The sequence below is a fragment of the Pectobacterium atrosepticum genome (assembly GCF_000740965.1).
Classification (GTDB): Bacteria; Pseudomonadota; Gammaproteobacteria; order Enterobacterales; family Enterobacteriaceae; genus Pectobacterium; species Pectobacterium atrosepticum.
The window spans coordinates 2,853,000-2,871,365 of sequence record NZ_CP009125.1 but is presented as its reverse complement, the minus strand read 5'-3'; the positions used below and the strand labels follow the sequence as shown (position 1 = coordinate 2,871,365).

At 52.2% G+C, this 18,366-nt stretch carries 17 protein-coding genes; 8 read left to right on the top strand and 9 right to left on the bottom strand.

Going from position 1 to position 18,366, the window contains the following annotated elements; translation table 11 throughout:
• Positions 1-5 precede the first annotated feature (5 nt).
• The 8 genes from GZ59_RS12670 to GZ59_RS12635 form a co-directional block, all read right to left on the bottom strand.
• Entirely contained in the window at positions 6-560 is a 555-nt protein-coding gene (locus GZ59_RS12670) for an inclusion body family protein (protein ID WP_039292186.1), read from the bottom strand.
• Positions 561-1,061: 501 nt separating this feature from the next.
• The gene (gene fabI / locus GZ59_RS12665) at positions 1,062-1,850 is read right to left on the bottom strand and encodes an enoyl-ACP reductase FabI (protein WP_039292183.1); all 789 of its coding nucleotides are present in this window, start codon (positions 1,848-1,850) and stop codon (positions 1,062-1,064) included.
• Positions 1,851-2,002: 152 nt separating this feature from the next.
• On the bottom strand, positions 2,003-2,818 hold the full coding sequence (gene sapF, locus GZ59_RS12660) for a putrescine export ABC transporter ATP-binding protein SapF (RefSeq protein ID WP_005972439.1): 816 nt from the start codon (positions 2,816-2,818) through the stop codon (positions 2,003-2,005).
• Positions 2,818-3,810 carry a putrescine export ABC transporter ATP-binding protein SapD gene (gene sapD, locus GZ59_RS12655; RefSeq protein WP_011093537.1) on the bottom strand — a complete coding sequence of 331 codons (993 nt, stop codon included), beginning with the start codon at positions 3,808-3,810 and terminating at the stop codon, positions 2,818-2,820. Before sapD ends, sapF begins: the two co-directional genes overlap by 1 nt.
• 16 nt (positions 3,811-3,826) lie before the next feature.
• Positions 3,827-4,717, bottom strand: a complete 891-nt coding sequence (sapC, locus tag GZ59_RS12650; RefSeq protein WP_011093538.1) for a putrescine export ABC transporter permease SapC — start codon at positions 4,715-4,717, stop codon at positions 3,827-3,829.
• The gene (sapB, locus tag GZ59_RS12645; RefSeq protein ID WP_011093539.1) at positions 4,704-5,669 is read right to left on the bottom strand and encodes a putrescine export ABC transporter permease SapB; all 966 of its coding nucleotides are present in this window, start codon (positions 5,667-5,669) and stop codon (positions 4,704-4,706) included. Before sapB ends, sapC begins: the two co-directional genes overlap by 14 nt.
• Positions 5,666-7,354, bottom strand: coding sequence for an ABC transporter substrate-binding protein SapA (sapA, locus tag GZ59_RS12640; RefSeq protein WP_039292178.1), 1,689 nt, complete (start codon positions 7,352-7,354; stop codon positions 5,666-5,668). Before sapA ends, sapB begins: the two co-directional genes overlap by 4 nt.
• Positions 7,355-7,465: 111 nt before the next feature.
• A complete protein-coding gene (locus GZ59_RS12635; protein WP_181023447.1) occupies positions 7,466-8,395 on the bottom strand; it encodes a LysR family transcriptional regulator in 930 nt (309 codons plus the stop codon).
• Between the two features lie 106 nt (positions 8,396-8,501).
• On the opposite strand from GZ59_RS12635, the gene GZ59_RS12630 reads away from it, so the two are divergent.
• The gene (locus tag GZ59_RS12630; protein ID WP_011093542.1) at positions 8,502-9,335 is read left to right on the top strand and encodes an SDR family oxidoreductase; all 834 of its coding nucleotides are present in this window, start codon (positions 8,502-8,504) and stop codon (positions 9,333-9,335) included.
• A 475-nt stretch (positions 9,336-9,810) separates the two neighbouring features.
• On the top strand, positions 9,811-11,331 hold the full coding sequence (locus GZ59_RS12620; protein WP_039292168.1) for a cellulase family glycosylhydrolase: 1,521 nt from the start codon (positions 9,811-9,813) through the stop codon (positions 11,329-11,331).
• 68 nt (positions 11,332-11,399) lie between these two features.
• On the opposite strand, the gene pspF is transcribed toward GZ59_RS12620, so the two are convergent.
• The gene (gene pspF, locus GZ59_RS12615) at positions 11,400-12,389 is read right to left on the bottom strand and encodes a phage shock protein operon transcriptional activator (protein ID WP_011093544.1); all 990 of its coding nucleotides are present in this window, start codon (positions 12,387-12,389) and stop codon (positions 11,400-11,402) included.
• 225 nt (positions 12,390-12,614) lie between these two features.
• On the opposite strand from pspF, the gene pspA reads away from it, so the two are divergent.
• The 6 genes from pspA (at position 12,615) to GZ59_RS12585 (ending at position 18,286) form a co-directional block, all read left to right on the top strand.
• Complete coding sequence (gene pspA / locus GZ59_RS12610) at positions 12,615-13,280, top strand: phage shock protein PspA (RefSeq protein WP_011093545.1); 666 nt, start codon at positions 12,615-12,617, stop codon at positions 13,278-13,280.
• A gap of 101 nt (positions 13,281-13,381) precedes the next feature.
• Positions 13,382-13,606 carry an envelope stress response membrane protein PspB gene (pspB, locus tag GZ59_RS12605; RefSeq protein ID WP_011093546.1) on the top strand — a complete coding sequence of 75 codons (225 nt, stop codon included), beginning with the start codon at positions 13,382-13,384 and terminating at the stop codon, positions 13,604-13,606.
• Entirely contained in the window at positions 13,606-13,971 is a 366-nt protein-coding gene (pspC, locus tag GZ59_RS12600; protein WP_011093547.1) for an envelope stress response membrane protein PspC, read from the top strand. Before pspB ends, pspC begins: the two co-directional genes overlap by 1 nt.
• 175 nt (positions 13,972-14,146) lie before the next feature.
• The gene (locus GZ59_RS12595) at positions 14,147-15,544 is read left to right on the top strand and encodes a YcjX family GTP-binding protein (protein WP_011093548.1); all 1,398 of its coding nucleotides are present in this window, start codon (positions 14,147-14,149) and stop codon (positions 15,542-15,544) included.
• Positions 15,541-16,584 carry a YcjF family protein gene (locus GZ59_RS12590; protein WP_011093549.1) on the top strand — a complete coding sequence of 348 codons (1,044 nt, stop codon included), beginning with the start codon at positions 15,541-15,543 and terminating at the stop codon, positions 16,582-16,584. Before GZ59_RS12595 ends, GZ59_RS12590 begins: the two co-directional genes overlap by 4 nt.
• Before the next feature lie 157 nt (positions 16,585-16,741).
• A complete protein-coding gene (locus tag GZ59_RS12585; RefSeq protein ID WP_039292163.1) occupies positions 16,742-18,286 on the top strand; it encodes a M20/M25/M40 family metallo-hydrolase in 1,545 nt (514 codons plus the stop codon).
• Positions 18,287-18,366 lie beyond the last annotated feature (80 nt).

Below are 18,366 nucleotides of genomic sequence, written 5' to 3'. Positions count from 1 at the left end.
TATTTTTAATTGTTAACAGTGATCGTCGGGTCCCATTGGAAATAACCAAAAAGCTCCTGCGTCCCCCCATTTGGGCGATAGTACAACCCGAATTGCACTTGATAGTTTTCTTTGCCTTTCTGGTTGATATCCGCCTGAATGAACCAGTAAGATTGATCGGTATACGTTACTGGAAAAGGACCGTTCTGCGCTGGCAGCATTGAGGTCTTTGTGTACATTTTAAAGGTTGGGCTGGTAAATACATCTTGCCCACCAAATTTTGGTAAACCATAAATCAACACACTGGAGTCAAAGTTCCCCGATTCTGATGTTCCGGTCCAGCGAATCACATCACCAACATTGGCGCTGATATTAAGATCGGCTGTGCCTGAACCACTAATGGCCGATTCAGAAGCGACAACCATATACGAATATTGATGGCCAATAGGGGTCGGGCTTTTTTCATTTTTGCTGGGGTTTTTACCTGTAAAATCATTAATAATGCTATCCGTATCAATAACAACAATGATGTTGATAATACTATTACTGGATTTGAAACTAGATGCATCAGCGTTACTCATAATGACCTCGTTTTAAAATGATAGGTAAATATATTATTTAACTAAACGTTAAATAATTAGCGTGTAAATTTTTTGTGGAAAAATAAAATACGGCTCGACTGGCGCGCAGGTAAATAATAGATGAAGATTTGTTTTTTGCGTTCTGCTTTATTATTTATCATTCTTTTGATTTGACAGGATTTATTTTTTAATACATCTGTAATTAATTCACTATTCCTTTGTTATTTAATGAGTATTATGCATTTGTGTTTTTTATGGATAAATGATAAAAATTCAATATTTTTAAATATATAGTTATTAATGTTAGGGGTTGCTTTTTGTATGGGATTTTATTCTGCACAAACATACTTTTCCATGCATATTATTTTGTATGCATTAATTCAATTATTATATTTTATCTATGAAGGATGATCGTACTGACGATCTTCTTTTGGGGATGGGGAAATAACAATGCGCTCCTTTTCAAGAGCGCATTGTTGAAACACCGTTAGCGGTGAGAACTTATTTCAGTTCCAGCTCGTTCATCGCGGCGATGCTGAAGCCGCCGTCAACGTGCAGGACTTCACCGGAGATACCGGCGGCCAGATCGGAACACAGGAACGCAGCAGAGTTGCCTACGTCTTCAGTGGTAACGACACGGCGGATTGGCGTAACGGCTTCACAATGAGACAACATTTTCTTGAAGTCTTTGATGCCAGATGCAGCCAGTGTACGGATCGGGCCAGCAGAGATGGCGTTGACGCGCACGCCCTGAGCACCCATAGCATTTGCCATGTAACGTACGTTCGCTTCCAGAGAGGCTTTTGCCAGACCCATCACGTTGTAGTTAGGGATGGCACGCTCAGCACCCAGATAGGACAGGGTAACCAGCGCAGAGTTCGGGTTCAGCATCTTACGGCAGGCTTTCGCCATCGCGACGAAGCTGTAAGAGCTGATGTCGTGAGAAATGCTGAAGCCTTCACGGGTAACAGCATCAACGTAGTCACCGTCCAGTTGGTCGCCCGGTGCGTAAGCAATGGAATGCACGAAGCCATCAAAGTTCGGCCATACGTTAGCCAGTTCGGTAAACAGTGCTTCGATGCTGGCATCTTCCGCGACATCACACGGCAGAACGATGCTGGAACCCAGCTCGCTGGCAAAGCCTTCAATGCGTGTTTTCAATTTGTCGTTCTGATACGTGAACGCCAGTTCGGCACCTTCACGTTGCATTGCTTTTGCAATACCGTAGGCAATAGAACGGTTGCTGGCAACACCTGTTACCAGAATGCGCTTACCGGTAAGAAAACCCATAGCAGTAATCCTTGTGATCATTGTTGCTGCGATCGCCACTTCTGTGCCTGTAAACATACGTGGCAAGTGACGACCGAGATGAATAAACCGCGCAATTCTACCATGTTGGGGACGGTAGGGGTACTCCGAGCAGTTGTCGTAGTGCGCGAAGATTAACGTTGTGCGCCGTCTCGTCGCCAGGCATCGGCGCTGAGCGCTTCGCCGAAGTGGCTGGCAATCAAACGTTTCGTCAGGTCATGGAGCGGGGCGGACAACACATCGGCAGTACTGCCGCGTTCGACCACTTCGCCTGCCTGCATCACCAGAATCTGGTCGCTGATGTGCTTCATCATGCCCAGATGCTGCGTCACGTAAATATAAGAGATACCGTGCTTTTCCTGTAACTCCAGCATCAGATTGATAATCTGTGACCGCATAGACATATCCAGCGAAGCCAGCGCTTCATCGGCAACAATCACTTTCGGTTGCAGAATGAGCGCACGCGCCAGACCGACGCGCTGTTTTTGCCCCGGCGCGAGCGCGTGCGGATAGTAATAAGCGTGATCGGGCCGTAACCCGACCTGCTGTAGCGCCTGATTAATCGCTCTTTCGCGCGCTTCGGCGCTGAGGTCGGTATTTAGCCGCAGCGGAACATCCAATAGTTGCCCGATACGCTGACGCGGGTTGAGCGCATTGCTCGCATCCTGAAAAATCATGCGGATGCGCTGGCTGCGGTAGCCATAATCGCCGTAATGCAGCGGATGATCATCGATAACCAGCTCACCGGACGTCGGAGCGATCATGCCTGACAGCATTTTGGCCAGCGTCGATTTCCCCGAACCGTTCTCACCGATGATGGCGAGCGTCTGGCGTTCACGTAGCGTAAAGCTGACGGACTTCACCGCCTCAACATGCTGACGACGAAACAGCCCGGTTCGGTAGCGGAACGTCTTAGTTAGGTTGCGGGCTTCAAGCAGCATCTCAACCATTACGGCTCCTCCATGTTAAGTGGGAAGTGGCAGGCATATAAGTGGTTCTTCACGGAGAGCAGCGGCGGCGTTTGCATACACTGTTTTTGTGAATAAGGGCAGCGCGGGCCGAGTCGGCAGCCAATCGGCAGGTGTTCCAGTGAGGGGATCGCGCCGTTCAGGGTATTTAACCGGCTTTTGTGTGGCAGTGAGCGGCCGAAATCTGGCATTGCGCGGATCAGCGCCTGCGTATAAGGATGATGCGGCGCGGTGATCAAATCTTCACAGGTAGCGCTCTCTACTGTTTGTCCGCAGTAAAGCACGTTAATCCGGTCTGCCCATTTACTCATGGTTTGTAGGTCATGGCTGATGAGCAGAATCGTGGTGTTATTGTTTTGGTTTAGGCGCGATAGCAGGCGGAAAATCTGCGCCTGCGTGGTGGATTCCATCGCGTTGGTCGGTTCATCGGCAATCAGCAGACGCGGCTGGTTCGCCAGCGCGATGGCAATCATCACTTTCTGACACTCGCCATCGCTTAGTTCATAGGGATAACTGCCCATGATGTCTTTGTGATCTTTAATCCCGACGCGGTGCAGCAATTCGATAGCGCGGCGCTTGCGCCAGTTAAATCGCTGCCACCAGCGGCCTTTATACGTCCAGCCGGGAATTGCCTGCACCAACTGCCGACCCACACTTTCGGACGGATCGAGACAGGATTGCGGCTCCTGAAAAATCATGGAAACGTTATGGCCGACCAGTTTACGCCGCTCGCGCGACGACAGTTGCAGCAGGTCGATATCATCAAAGCGGAAGCGGTCGGCGGTCACGCGCCAGTTATCTTTGGTGATCCCACAGATGGCTTTAGCGATCAGGCTTTTTCCTGAGCCTGATTCGCCCACCAGCCCGCGAATCTCTCCTTCGCTCAGCGTCATACTGACGCGATCGACGGCTTTTACGGCGCCGTCGGCGGTCAGAAACTCAATCGTCAGGTTACGGATATCAAGTAATGGCATAGGGAGTCGTCGCCTCTTATTCCGTTTCCGCGACGAGCGCGCGGCGGATGCCGTCGCCCAGCAGATTGACGATTAACACGCTCAGCGCGATAGCCGCACCGGGCAGCATCACGGTCCACGGCGCGGCATAAACCAGCTCCAGTGAGTTACCGAGCAGGGCACCCCATTCGGTGGTTGGTAGCTGTGCGCCTAAATCGAGAAAACCCAGCGCAGCGATATCCAAAATAGCGATCGACAACGCGCGGGTAAACTCGGAAACCAGCAGCGCAGCAATATTCGGTAAGACGACGTACCAGACAAGATAAAACGTTGAGGCACCGTCAAGACGGGCGGCGATCACGTATTCTTTGTCCATTTCATCGTGTACGGCGTTGTAGATAGTGCGCACCATGCGTGGCAACAGCGCCAGCCAGACGGCGAGCATTGCGTGTTCGAGCTTAGGGCCCATAAAGGCAATCACCACAATCGCCAGCAACAGCGACGGTATCGACAGCAGTGTATCCAAAATATGATTGAGCATCGCCGAACGCAGCCCGCGCGTGACGCCAGCAAAGACACCCAGCACGATGCCGCACAGCGCCGCCGCGTAGGTGACGATGAGCGACGCACCGACGGTGGGGGCCGCACCGCTCAATAGGCGGCTTAGCTGGTCGCGCCCTAAATCATCGGTGCCGAGAAAGAACGACACTTCGCCGTAGTGCGACCAGGAAGGGGGCAGCAGTTGATAGCCCAAAAATTGCTGGTCAACTTCATAAGGCGCAAGAAATTTGCCGAACAGGCACAGGCCGATCAGGATCAGAAAACCGTACAGCCCGACCATCGCCAGCATATCTTGATGGAATGCCCGCCAGGTATCGCCCAGTCGGCTAGGCAGCCGCTTTTCGCTATAGACGTTATCGTAGGGCATACCATTCCTTGTGTTTCAACGGATTTGCCATAGCACCCCAAATATCGGACAGGATATTGACCGTGATGACCATCGCGCCGACCACCATTACGCCCGCAGAAATCGCGGCGAAATCCTGCTGACGAATAGCATTCACCAGCCAGCGACCCACGCCCGGCCAATTAAAGACCACTTCGGTAATCATCGTCAGCGTCAGCATCGTGGAAAATTGTAACCCTAGCTTGGGGATAATCGGTGGCAGCGCGTTGTGAATCAGGTGGCGACGAATGATCGTAAAGCGCGAAAGCCCACGGGTTGCCGCCGCTTTAATGTAATTTTTGCTGATAATGTCCGTGGTGCTGACGCGCATTAGGCGAATCACCTCGGTGGTCGGCCCGACGGCCAGCACGGTAATTGGCAAAATCAGGTGGCGTATGGCGCTGGCGATCATTTCACCCCGATGCGGTGAATCTGACAGCCAGGCATCAATCAGCGCAAAGCCGGTCACGGTTTTAACCTGATAGAGCAGATCGAAGCGGCCTGAAACCGGCAGCCAGCCGAGATGCAGCGAGAAGAATAGCGTCAACAGCAGCGCCAGCCAGAACACCGGCAGGGAAAAGCCGATCAGTGCCAGCGTGCTGATCACGATGTCCGCGCTGCGATTCTGCATCACGCCTGCGGTAATCCCCAGCGGAATACCGACCAGCAGCGAGAGCGCAAACGCCAGCAGACAAAGCTCGATCGTGGCTGGGAACACTTCTTTCAGCAGTTCGCTGATGGCCTGCCCGTTAATGCTGGAACGACCGAAATCGCCCTGAAGCAGGCTGGTGAGGTAGAAATGATAGGCATCAAACAACGCTGCGCCATTGAGCGGGGCGTTAGGCGTGTAGTAGCTGAGGCTGAAGCCAACCAGCGTCAGCAGTGACAATGTCACGAACAATAACACCAGACGTCGCAAGGTAAAAATAATCACGGCTGTGCTTCCTCCACGGTTTCCGGTGCAGGGGGCTTCTGCTGCGCTTGTTGATCCTCGCGGAATACGCCTGCGAACGAGGCATTGCCGAACGGGCTCAATACCAGCCCTTTCATGTCGTAGCGGTAGGCGAGTAATCGCAATGATGACGCTAGCGGTAGAACGGGTAATTGTTCTGCCAGAATGCGCTGTGCCTGCTGATAATAGTCAATCCGCTTAGAGAGCTGCTGTGACGAGAGCGCGTTTTGTAGCACTTCATCAAAGGTAGGATCGCACCAGTGTGCGTAGTTGCTCTGAGAACGAATCGCCGCGCAGCTTAACAACGGTCGGAAAAAACTGTCCGGGTCGTTACTGTCCGTTGCCCAACCTGCCAGTGTTAAATCGTGACTGAGTTCCATCAGTCGTGCTTCCTGAAAGCGGCCTTCTACCGGCACGATGGTGACGGTGACGCCAATTTGCGCCAGATCGGCCTGTATCAGCTCTGCCGTTTTCAGCGGACTGGGGTTGTAGGATTGAGAGGTGCTGGGCACCCACAGGCGAAGGTTTAGGTTAGTCAGCCCCAGTTCCTGCAAGATTTGTCGCGCTTTCTGCGGGTTATATTCCGTAACCTGCGATTCATTGTCGTACGCCCACGAGGCCCGGGGCAGAATAGAGGCGGCGGTTTCCGCCGTGCCGTAATAGATTGACTGCATCAGCCTGTCGTTATTGATCGCCAGCGCGATGGCTTCTCGCACGCGGCGATCGTCCAGCGGCGGTTTTCGTACGTTGAAGGCTAAATAGGCGACGTTCATGCCGGGACGTAGCGACAGACGCAGACGCGGGTCATTACGCAGGATGGTCAACTGGCTGGCCGCCGGATAAGCGAGAACATCACATTCGCCCGTCAACAGCTTGGATAGGCGACCCGTACCGCCGGAACCGAGATCGATAACCACCTGCGGCATACGTGGCAAACCGCGCCAATAATCAGCGTTGCGCGTCAGCCGGATATATTGCCCGTTGCGGTATTCATTGAGCATATAAGGCCCGGTGCCGACCGGTTCGCGATCCAGCATCTCCTTTTTATCCTCTTTCGCCAGACGTTGGGCATATTCATCGGACAGAATCGGGGCGTAATGCGTAGCCAGATGCCACAAGAAAGAGGCATCTGGGCTGTTCAGGCGGATTTCAATGCTGTACTCGCCCAGCTTGCGAATACTTTGCACTGAATCGGCAAATTGCAGGCTGTCGAAATAGGGATATTCGCCGCCGTTGACATCATGATACGGGTGTTTTTTATCCAGCATGCGCTGGAAACTGAATATCACGTCGTCGGCATTCATCATGCGGGTCGGGCTGAACCAGTCGGTACTCTGGAATGGCACATCGTGGCGCAGGTAGAAACGGTACGTCGAACCGTTATCTAACACGTCCCAACGCTGCGCCAGTTCCGGCATCAGGCGATAAGTATAAGGATCGACATCCAGCAGGCGATCGTAAAGCTGCGCCGCCAGCGTATCAATCGTAACGCCGCTGCGTGCCATCTGCGGGTTAAACGTGTTTAGGACATCATTGACGCAATAGACAAAACCGCTCTGGCGAATATTTTCCAGTGGAGCAGGTGGCGTTAGCACGGACTGCGGTGCGGCCAGTGCAGGCAAAGCCAGCCAGGTGAATGCCAGTGCGAAACAGGTTTTTCCGAACATACGGGATTTTTCAGTCAATACGATTATAGAGAGAGTGTATCGTACTCTTGGCATCCTCCCCACTCTTGTTGTGTGCGTCTGGCTAATTTTCAATCGCTAACACTGAGCCTGCTACGTCTTATTGATTTCAGCCACCACGTTTCTGACTATAGTTGGCGTTTTCTTAATCATATCTACCAAGGCTCGCAGGCTGGCGGGCATATGGCGATTGGCGGGAAAATAAAGACACAGACCGGGGATAGGAGGACTCCAAGGCTCCAGCACCGTCACCAACCTGCCATCATCCAGCGCCGCCCGCGCGTGAACTTCAGGAACATAAGCAATCCCTAATCCTTGTATAGCGGCACACACCATTAACGGTGAGCTGTTTAGTGTCAGCGTGCCGGGAACATCAAGAGCAACGTCCTGCCCATGGCGGGAAAACTCCCAGCGATAACGTCTTCCACTGGGTAATCTTTGGCGAATACATTGGTGTTGCACCAGATCATCTGGCACTGATGGAGCAGGATGTTTCATCAGATATGCAGGGGATGCCACCGCCAGAAAACGCATATCATTACCAAAACGTATTGCCACCATATCTCTAGGAACATCTTCTGCTAGCCGAATGCCTGCATCAAACCCCTCAGCGACAATATCCACCAGCCTTCCATCGACGACCAAATCTAGAACCACGCTGGGGTAACGTGCCTGATAGCTGGGCACCACGGTATGCAGCAAGAGACGAATAGCCTCTTCACCCCCGTTAATACGTAGACTACCGATCGGTTGCCCCTGCGTGTCAGCTACCTCTTCCAACGCCTGTTCCAGTCCGTTGAGATGGGGTCGCATCCGTTGTAATAATTGCTCCCCAGCTTCTGTCAGTGCCACGCTGCGTGTGGTGCGGTGCAGCAGCCGGACACCAAGACGTTCTTCCAACCCACAAATGGCATGGCTTAGCGTGGATCGGGTAACACCGGATAGATCCGCTGCGCGTCGAAAACTACGTTGATCAGCCACCGCAATAAACGCTTTCAGATCAGAGAGTGTTGGTGTTTTCATTGGTGATTTTATTTCACCTCTTCGTGCTATTTGTTGAGTCTTATCATGCTAACCATGTTGCCATAATCTGTGATTGCGGATTAATGATTTTTTGTGGAGAACAGCAATGAATGTAAAAACGTGGTTTATTACCGGTACGTCCACCGGATTAGGGAGGGTGATGACAGAGCGCCTGCTGGCACGGGGTGACCGAGTATTTGCCACACTGCGCAGTCCAGGAGCCTTGGACGAATTGTTGGCGGAATATGGCGAACAACTGCACATCCTGTTGTTGGACGTAACCGATACCGCAGCAATACGCAGAGCCGTGCAAACAGCATTTGATCGTGCTGGCCATATTGATGTGTTGGTGAGTAATGCCGGATACGGCCTGTTCGGCGCAGCGGAAGAGGTCAGTGATACGCAGATAGACAGGCAGATTTCTACCAATCTCACCGGCTCCATTCAGTTTATTCGTGCCGCGGTGCCGTATCTGCGTCGTCAGGGGGGCGGGCGTATTGTTCAGGTATCGTCAGAAGGCGGCCAAATTGCTTGGCCAAATTTCAGTCTGTACCACGCTACCAAATGGGGTATTGAAGGATTCATTGAATCTGTCGCGCAGGAAGTGGCTCCTTTCGGGATTGATTTTCTGATAGCGGAACCTGGACCTACTGATACGAATTTCGCCAGCGGGGTGGATATTGCCCAGCAGATGGACTGTTACGATGATACACCGGCTGGTGATGTACGCAGGGGGTTGGTAGATGGCAGTATTGCCATCCTAGGTGACGCGGCTAAAACGGCAGAGGCCATTATTGCTGCTGCGGATGCAGATACTCCACCTTTCCGCCTGGCACTCGGCAGCAAGGCATACCACTCGATCCGCGATGCGCTGAACACTCGGATCCAGATCCTGGAGGAAACCAGAACGGTAGCGCTGAGTGTAGATAAGGATTTGTGACATAAAGAGAAATTATGCTAGCTATGGTTTTCTCGACGGTGACTATGGTTGAATTTTAGCCTTAGCGTGCAATATCATCCATTTCCCAAACAGAGTCCCGAGTAGAGATGGATACACGGGCAAGAACCCTATAGTCAGTATGGAAATGAGAAAAATTCTCAACAAAGTACTTTACAGATGATACTGATAACTATTATCATTATTCTCGCACTTCAGCAGTGGCTCCTCGCAGACACTGAAGGAGAGCACGACATTGCTCACATTGCTTCCAGTATTATTTTAGCCAGCCTACGTGCTGGCTTTTTTTTGCCCACTAAATGGCTTCGCCACATCCTTATCCTGCTTTCTATTTATTTGTAAATAATTAATTAAATCAATATGATTTGGATATTTCCTAAATTATTTTCGTGAGTGGAAATCTCCCTTATCATGCCTATACCCAAGATTATGGGTGTTCACAATGGAGATAAGGAATATGTGGATCAGAAGGAATAAAATCGTCAGGAAATTGACGTTAGGTGTGGTAACAACGGTGCTGGGCATGTCGCTCAGTTTCTCCGCATTATCCGCCACGCCGGTGGAAACACATGGCCAACTGTCCATCGAAAATGGGCGACTGGTGGATGAGCAGGGAAAAAGAGTGCAACTGAGAGGAATCAGCTCGAACGGGTTGCAGTGGGTTGGTGATTACGTAAACAAAGATTCGATAAAATGGCTGCGTGACGACTGGGGGATCAATGTGTTTCGCGTTGCCATGTACACGGCGGAGAATGGTTATATTGCTAACCCTTCCCTCGCCAATAAGGTAAAAGAGGCTGTTGCGGCGGCGCAAAGCCTTGGCATCTACATCATTATCGACTGGCACACCTTGTCGGATAACGATCCCAATACTTATAAAGCGCAGGCAAAAACCTTCTTTGCTGAAATGGCGGGGCTGTATGGTAACTCGCCGAACGTGATTTATGAAATCACCAATGAGCCAAACGGCGGCGTGACGTGGAACGGACAGATTCGGCCTTATGCGCTGGATGTTACTGACACTATCCGTAGCAAAGATCCTGATAACCTTATTATCGTCGGCAGCGGGACCTGGAGCCAGGACATCCATGATGCGGCAGACAATCAGCTGCCCGATCCGAATACCCTGTATGCGCTGCACTTCTATGCCGGTACGCACGGGCAGTTCCTGCGCGATCGTATCGATTATGCGCAAAGCCGCGGTGCCGCAATTTTCGTCAGCGAGTGGGGGACAAGCGATGCGTCCGGCAATGGCGGGCCGTTCCTGCCAGAATCGCAAACCTGGATCGATTTCCTGAATAACCGTGGCATAAGCTGGGTAAACTGGTCACTAAGCGATAAGTCTGAGACGTCTGCGGCGCTGACTCCAGGGGCGAGTAAATCAGGCGGTTGGACGGAGCAGAATCTGTCGACGTCAGGAAAATTTGTCAGAGAGCAGGTTCGTGCGGGTGCAGACCTGAGTGGTGGCGATACGCCGACCACGCCAACGGAGCCGACTAACCCAGGCAATGGAACAACGGGTGACGTCGTGCTGCAATATCGTAATGTGGATAACAACCCTTCCGATGATGCAATTCGTATGGCCTTCAACATCAAAAATACCGGAAGTACGCCGATCAAACTCAGCGATCTGCAAGTACGTTACTACTTCCACGATGATGGTAAACCGGGTGCGAACCTCTTTGTTGATTGGGCGAATGTCGGCCCTAACAACATCGTGACCAGCACGGGGATGCCTGCCGCCAGCACCGATAAGGCCAATCGCTATGTTCTGGTGACCTTCAGCAGCGGAGCCGGTTCCCTTCAACCGGGCGCGGAGACCGGTGAGGTACAGGTCCGCATTCACGCTGGTGACTGGAGCAACGTGAATGAAACGAATGACTATTCATACGGTGCTAACGTCACGAGCTACACCAACTGGGATAAGATCACCGTGCATGATAAAGGCACGCTGGTATGGGGCGCTGAGCCGCAATAGCGCGTTATTACCCCATTAACCGACTGATAGTGCGGGCGTTAATTCGCCCGCATTTTCTTTCCAGACCTTCACTCATTCACTGCAATATCATGTTTCTTCAGCAATCCACGCAGTTGGTGGTAGGTTAACCCCAGCAGTTCAGCGGCCTTGCGCTGGTTAAACTTTGCCTGATTTAACGCTCGATTAATCAAGCCCTTCTCTTGTTCCAGCAGCCACGGTTTCATGTCCAACGGTAAATCTGGCTGGCCAGTTGCCGCACGCAGAGGTGTTTCCTGAACGGCGGTAGTCCGGCTGAAGGGATTAAGAATGATGGTATCGAGAGGCTGTTCGCTATCGCCGTGACGATACACCGAGCGCTCAACCACGTTTTTCAGTTCACGAATATTGCCCGGCCAATCGTAATTCAGCAGCGTCGTATGTGCGGCAGAGGTAAAGCCGGGAAACAGCGGCAGATGCAATTCTCGGCACATCTGAATGGCAAAGTGTTCCGCCAGCAACATGATGTCCTGCTGGCGCTCGCGCAGCGGCGGAAGTTGCACGACATCGAACGCCAGACGATCGAGCAGATCCGCACGAAATTTACCGCTGGCAGCCAGCGCAGGCAGGTCGTCATTAGTGGCACACACCAGACGCACGTCAACCTGGAGCTGATCTCTGCCACCTACGCGCTCCAGCATGCCGTATTCGATTACCCGCAGTAATTTTTCCTGCACCAGCATCGGAGCTGTGGCTAATTCATCCAAAAACAGCGTTCCGCCGTCGGCGCGTTCGAAGCGCCCCAGATGGCGTTTCTGCGCTCCGGTAAAGGCACCCGCTTCATGACCAAATAGCTCGGAATCGAGCAGGTTCTCGTTGAGCGCCGCACAGTTGAGAGAAACGAACGGCCCTTGCCAACGCGGGGAAAGGTAGTGCAGGCGGCTGGCGATCAGCTCTTTACCTGTGCCACGTTCGCCGATCACCAGCACCGGTTTATTCAACTGTGCCAACTGCGACACCTGTTCCAGTACCTCTAAAAAACTGTTGGCTTCGCCCAGCAGGTTCTCTTTTTCCTGAATCATGATGTTTCACCGCGTTATTTTTACTAACTATTAGTGTGTTTGACTAATCTAACGAAAAGGAAAAAATAGTCAAAATTATCTATTCTTTTATTTTCAGTTAGTTAAATGGAATTAAAAGTTGGCATGCTTATTGATATATCTAGAACGAGATCGCGACTGGCTCGTCTGGTCACGATGATAAATCAGGCGTAATCAGACGCTGGAAATCATGAAGAGGATGTAATTATGGGTATTTTTTCTCGTTTTGCCGACATCGTGAACGCCAACATCAATTCATTGCTGGATAAAGCTGAAGATCCGCAGAAATTGGTGCGGCTGATGATTCAGGAAATGGAAGATACGCTGGTTGAAGTGCGTTCAACCTCGGCGCGTGCGCTGGCAGAAAAGAAACAGATCGCCCGCCGTATTGAACAAGCGCACGGTCAGCAAGAGCAGTGGCAGGAAAAAGCAGAGCTTGCTCTTCGTAAAGATAAAGACGATTTGGCTCGGGCGGCGCTGATTGAAAAGCAGAAGCTGACCGACTTGATCGCCGTGTTGCAGCATGAAGCCGAAAATGTGGATGAAACGCTGGAGCGCATGAAGCGTGAAATCGGTGAGCTGGAAAACAAATTAAGCGAAACCCGTGCTCGCCAGCAGGCACTGACGTTGCGCCATCAGGCTGCGGCATCATCGCGTGATGTGCGCCGCCAACTGGATAGCGGCAAGCTGGATGAAGCTATGGCGCGTTTCGATCAGTTTGAACGCCGCATCGACACGATGGAAGCGGAAGCTGAAAGCCACGGGCTGGGGAAACAAAAATCGCTGGATCAGCAGTTTTTCGAGTTGAAAGCGGACGATGAAATCAGCGCGCAGCTGGCGGCACTTAAAGCTAAAGTTAAGCCAGCAGAGTAATTAAAGCGTAAACGCTATTGGGCGGGCTGCCGTTGCAAAATGGCAGCCAACGCTTAGCCCTCGCGCTGTTTGAGGCGTGTGAATAATACTAAGGAGATACAATGAGTGCGTTGTTTCTTGCCATTCCGCTGACCATTTTCATGTTGTTTGTGGCACCGATATGGCTTTGGCTACATTACAGTCAGCGTAAAAACAGTGCTCAACTGGGACAAAACGATATGCAACGACTGACACGCTTAACGGAAGAGTCCAGCCGTATGCGTGAGCGTATCAGGGCACTGGAAGACATTCTGGATGCAGAACACCCGGACTGGAGAAAATCGTAATGAAAAATACGTGGTCAGGTAAAACGTTATATCGCATACCGGAAGAAGGCATGCTGAAAGGGGTTTGTGCTGGTTTAGCGCGTTATTTTGACGTGCCGGTGAAACTCCTGCGGATAATCGTGGTGCTGTCGATGTTTTTCGGCCTGTTCTTTTTCACGATTGTGGCTTACATCATTCTGACCTTTATGCTCGATCCGGCTCCGGCGGGAATGGGATTTGAGGATGAAAAAGCGGCCCGGACACCCAGCCAACTGCTGGATGAGGCAGATGCGACATTGCAGGCCAGCGAACAGCGTCTACGTAATATTGAGCGCTATGTTACCTCGGATACGTTTGGCGTTCAGAACCGCTTTCGCCATCTGTAATTCGTCATCAGTGATGACATTTAGTCGTTATAACCGCCGCTGACGTTATCTACCGTGCGATGCAGATCGCAAGTGGATAGCGTCGCACTGCTTTTTTCTGCGCGATCAATGCGGTAGCCTGAATGCGCATTTTTAACGACATACTTTTGCAACGACAGGAGTGATGGTTCATTCGATGAGTCGACTACAGAACGAAATTAACTCACTAGTCAATCGCAGCGTGGATCGCCATCTACGTATTGCCGTCACTGGGCTGAGCCGTAGTGGCAAAACCGCGTTTATCACCGCGTTCGTCAACCAATTATTAAATACCCACAGCGGTGCGCATCTGCCGATGTTTTCCCCCGCGCGCGAAGAGCGTTTGCTCGGCGTAAAGCGTGTGCCACAGCGCGATCTAGGCGTGCCGCGCTTCGCCTATGATGAAGGCATGGCGGCGCTATATGGTTCACCGCCGGATTGGCCGACGCCGACGCGTGGCGTGAGTGAGATCCGTCTGGCGCTGCGCTATCGCTCCAAAGATTCGCTGCTGCGCCATTTTAAAGATACCTCGACGCTCTATCTCGAAATTGTTGACTACCCCGGTGAGTGGCTGTTGGATTTGCCGCTGCTGGAGCAAACTTATTTGAGCTGGTCACAGCAGATGAGCGGCTTGCTGCAAGGGGGACGCATTGAATGGGCGAAACCCTGGCTGGCACTGTGTGAGAAAATCGATCCGCTGGCACCCGCGGATGAAAATCAGTTAGCTGAGGTAGCGCAGGCCTACACCGACTATCTGTATCGCTGCAAACAGGAAGGGCTGCACTTTATCCAACCGGGGCGATTTGTTCTACCGGGCGATCTGGCGGGGGCGCCAGTGCTGCAATTCTTCCCTTGGCCGCAGGTGAATAACATCGGTGAAGCCAAACTGGCGCAGGCGGATGAGAAAACCAACATCGGCATGCTGCGCAAGCGTTTTGATTATTACTGTCAGTCGGTCGTCAAAGGGTTTTATAAGGATCACTTCGTACGTTTCGACCGACAGATTGTGCTGGTCGACTGCCTGCAACCGCTCAATAGCGGTATTCATGCGTTTAACGATATGCGGCTGGCGCTGACCCAACTGATGCAAAGTTTTCACTACGGTAAGCGCACGCTGTTCCGGCGTTTGTTTTCGCCCTGCATCGACAAATTGATGTTTGCTGCGAGTAAAGCCGATCACATTACCGCCGATCAGCACGCCAATCTGGTGTCTTTACTTCAGCAACTGGTGCAAGAGGCTTGGCAGAACGCGGCATTTGAAGGCATTGATATGCGTTGTGAAGGCATTGCATCGATTCAATCAACGCAGAGCGGGGTGGTCGATCATCAGGGCCAGAAAATTCCGGCGCTGAAAGGGCATCGGCTCAGCGATGGTCAATCGTTGACGGTCTATCCCGGTGAAGTGCCCGCGCGTTTACCGGGTGCAGCATTCTGGCAAACGCAGGGCTTCCACTTCGATCAATTTCGTCCGCGCGAGATGACGGTAGATACGCCGTTGCCGCATATCCGGCTGGATACGGTCATGGACTTTCTGCTAAAGGATAAATTGCGATGAACGAGCCACTAAAACCACGCGTTACGTTCGACGATGTTTCACCGCAAGAGCCGCAACCACAACTACGTGCCGGATTGGCATTTGACGAGCAGAGCAGCACGCCATTTTCCCCTATCAGCCGCGAAGAAGAAGTGCCGGAAGAAGGTGCGGCGGAAGAGGCTATCAGTGCGGCGCTACGTCCAAAACGCAGCCTGTGGCGGCGTATGGTGATGGCAGGCGTCGCATTGTTCGGCATCAGCGCGCTGGCGCAGGGCGTTCAGTCGCTGCATAACGCCTGGGTGCAACAGGATTGGATCGCGCTGGGCGGTATTACGGCGGGCAGCCTGATTGTGGCGGCGGGCGTTGGCTCACTGGCTGTCGAGTGGCGACGACTCTATCGCCTGCGAGAACGTGCGGAAGAGCGCGATATGGCGCGCGATTTGCTGCACAGCCACGGAGTGGAACGTGGGCGTGAGTTCTGTGAAAAACTGGCGCGGCAGGCAGGGTTGGATAGCGGTCATCCGGCTATACAGCGCTGGCAGGCTTCACTCCACGAAACGCACAACGATCGCGAAGTATTGGAATTGTATGCGCGTCTGGTTCAGCCCGTACTGGACACGCAGGCGCGGCGTGAAATTAGTCGTTCTGCGGCAGAATCTACCTTGATGATCGCCGTCAGCCCGCTAGCGCTGGTCGATATGGCATTTATTGCCTGGCGTAACCTGCGGCTTATTAATCGGATTGCCGCGTTATACGGCATCGAACTCGGCTATTTCAGCCGCATTCGCTTGTTCCGTCTGGTGTTGATTAATATTGCGTTTGCCGGTGCATCGGAGCTGGTGCGGGAAATTGGCATGGACTGGATGTCGCAGGATCTTGCCGCACGGCTATCGACCCGCGCCGCACAGGGCATTGGCGCAGGTCTGCTGACTGCGCGTCTGGGTATCAAAGCGATGGAATTATGTCGCCCGCTGCCGTGGCTGGATGACAAACCCCGCCTCGGTGATTTCCGCCGCGAGCTGATTGGTCAGGTAAAAGAAACACTGCAAAAAGGACGTTAGTGGTGAAGACGATGGTGTACGGTGTGCGCCATCGTCATTTGTCATTGTTCAACTGGGGAATGTAATGCAAAAGCGTATCGGTATGGCAGAGAGTACCGTTGTTACAGAATCGTGTGTAGGATAAATACTTCTCATTTCTGTATAACAGGACGTTTTTATGATTCCCGGTAAAAAATTGACGCTGGCGGCGCTATCGCTGGCGACGAGCATTCTCTGTTTACCTGCCAGTGCCCAGTTGGTTCTGGCACCTGCCGATGCTGAACGTTATGCGCAAAACAGCTTCCCTGAATATCTCGAATTACTGACGCTGCAAAATGATGCTGCCGTGCCTGCGGATATCCAACGTAATGCCGACTGGCTGGAAAAGGCGTTTCAGAAGCGCGGTTTTACCACGCAAACGTTGACGAATGGCGACAAGCCGCTGGTTTATGCTGAGTTTGGTGCGGCAAAGTCCGATCGTAAAACTATCCTGTTCTACATGCATTTTGACGGGCAGCCCGTGAATCCGTCCGAGTGGCAAACGCCGCCGTGGCAGCCTGTGCTAAAAGAAAAAGATGCCGCGGGTAAATGGCAGACGCTGCCTGAGTCGCGTCTTCTGAAAGGGGACATGAATCCGGAATGGCGTATTTTCGCCCGAGCATCGGCCGATGATAAAGGGCCGATCGTGATGTTCCTCGCAGCAATGGATGCGATGAAAGAGAAGGGTGTTGAACCTGCCGTTAACATCAAAGTGTTGTTGGATTCCGAAGAAGAAAAAGGTTCACCCGGCCTGACGACGGTGATGGCCGATCATCTGATGCTGCTGAAAAGCGATGGTATGGTGATTTATGATGGTGCGATGCCGTCCAGCAATCGCCCTGGCATCAACTTTGGTAATCGTGGTTCAATTCAGATCGACATGACGGTTTTCGGTGCGAATGCCGCTGCGCACAGCGGTGGCTATGGCAATGTTATTCCAAATCCGGTGCAAAATCTGGCTACGTTGCTGGCCAGCATGAAAGATGCGGACGGCAAGGTCACGATCCCCGGTTATTATGACCGCGTCACACTCAGCGATAGCGATAAAAAACAGGTAGCCGAGACTTCACCACCTGCGGGTTCGCTGGAAAAACGCTTTGGCGTCGCGCAGTTGGATAAGGTCGCAGGCAATGCGGCAGAGGCGGTGCAGTATCCTTCGCTGGATATTCTCGGTATTAAAGCTGGTGAGACGGGAAAAAAAGCATCGAATGCCATTCCATCAACCGCGACCGCTAGCGTGAATATCCGTACCGTACCGGAAACGCCGCCGGATGATATGTATGCGTTATTACGCCAGTATATCGCCAGCAAAGGCTTTCATATCATTGCAGGTGAATCGCCTACACAGGCAGAACGCGAGCAGTATCCGCATCTGATTTCACTTCATCTGACGGCTTATCCGAGCAGTGCCTATGCGGCCAGAACCGAGATCGATTCTCCGTTGGGTCATTGGGCGGTTGCCACCACAACCGCACCGCGTGGTATCGCACCGGAGAAGAACCGTATGATGGGCGGTACGCTGCCGATGAGCGGTGCGGTCAGCGTGTTGAAAGTGCCTTACGTGATCGTGCCTCTGGTTAATGCCGATAATAATCAGCATAGTTTTGATGAAAATTTACGTCTCGGCAATTATCTGGAAGGCATTCGAACCATTGTGGCGATGGCAACCACGCCGCTGTCTTAACCTCGTTTCGTTATTGACGTGGAAAAAACGTACAGATGTGTCAACTTTTGCTGCCACTTTACTTCATCCGGTGCAAACGA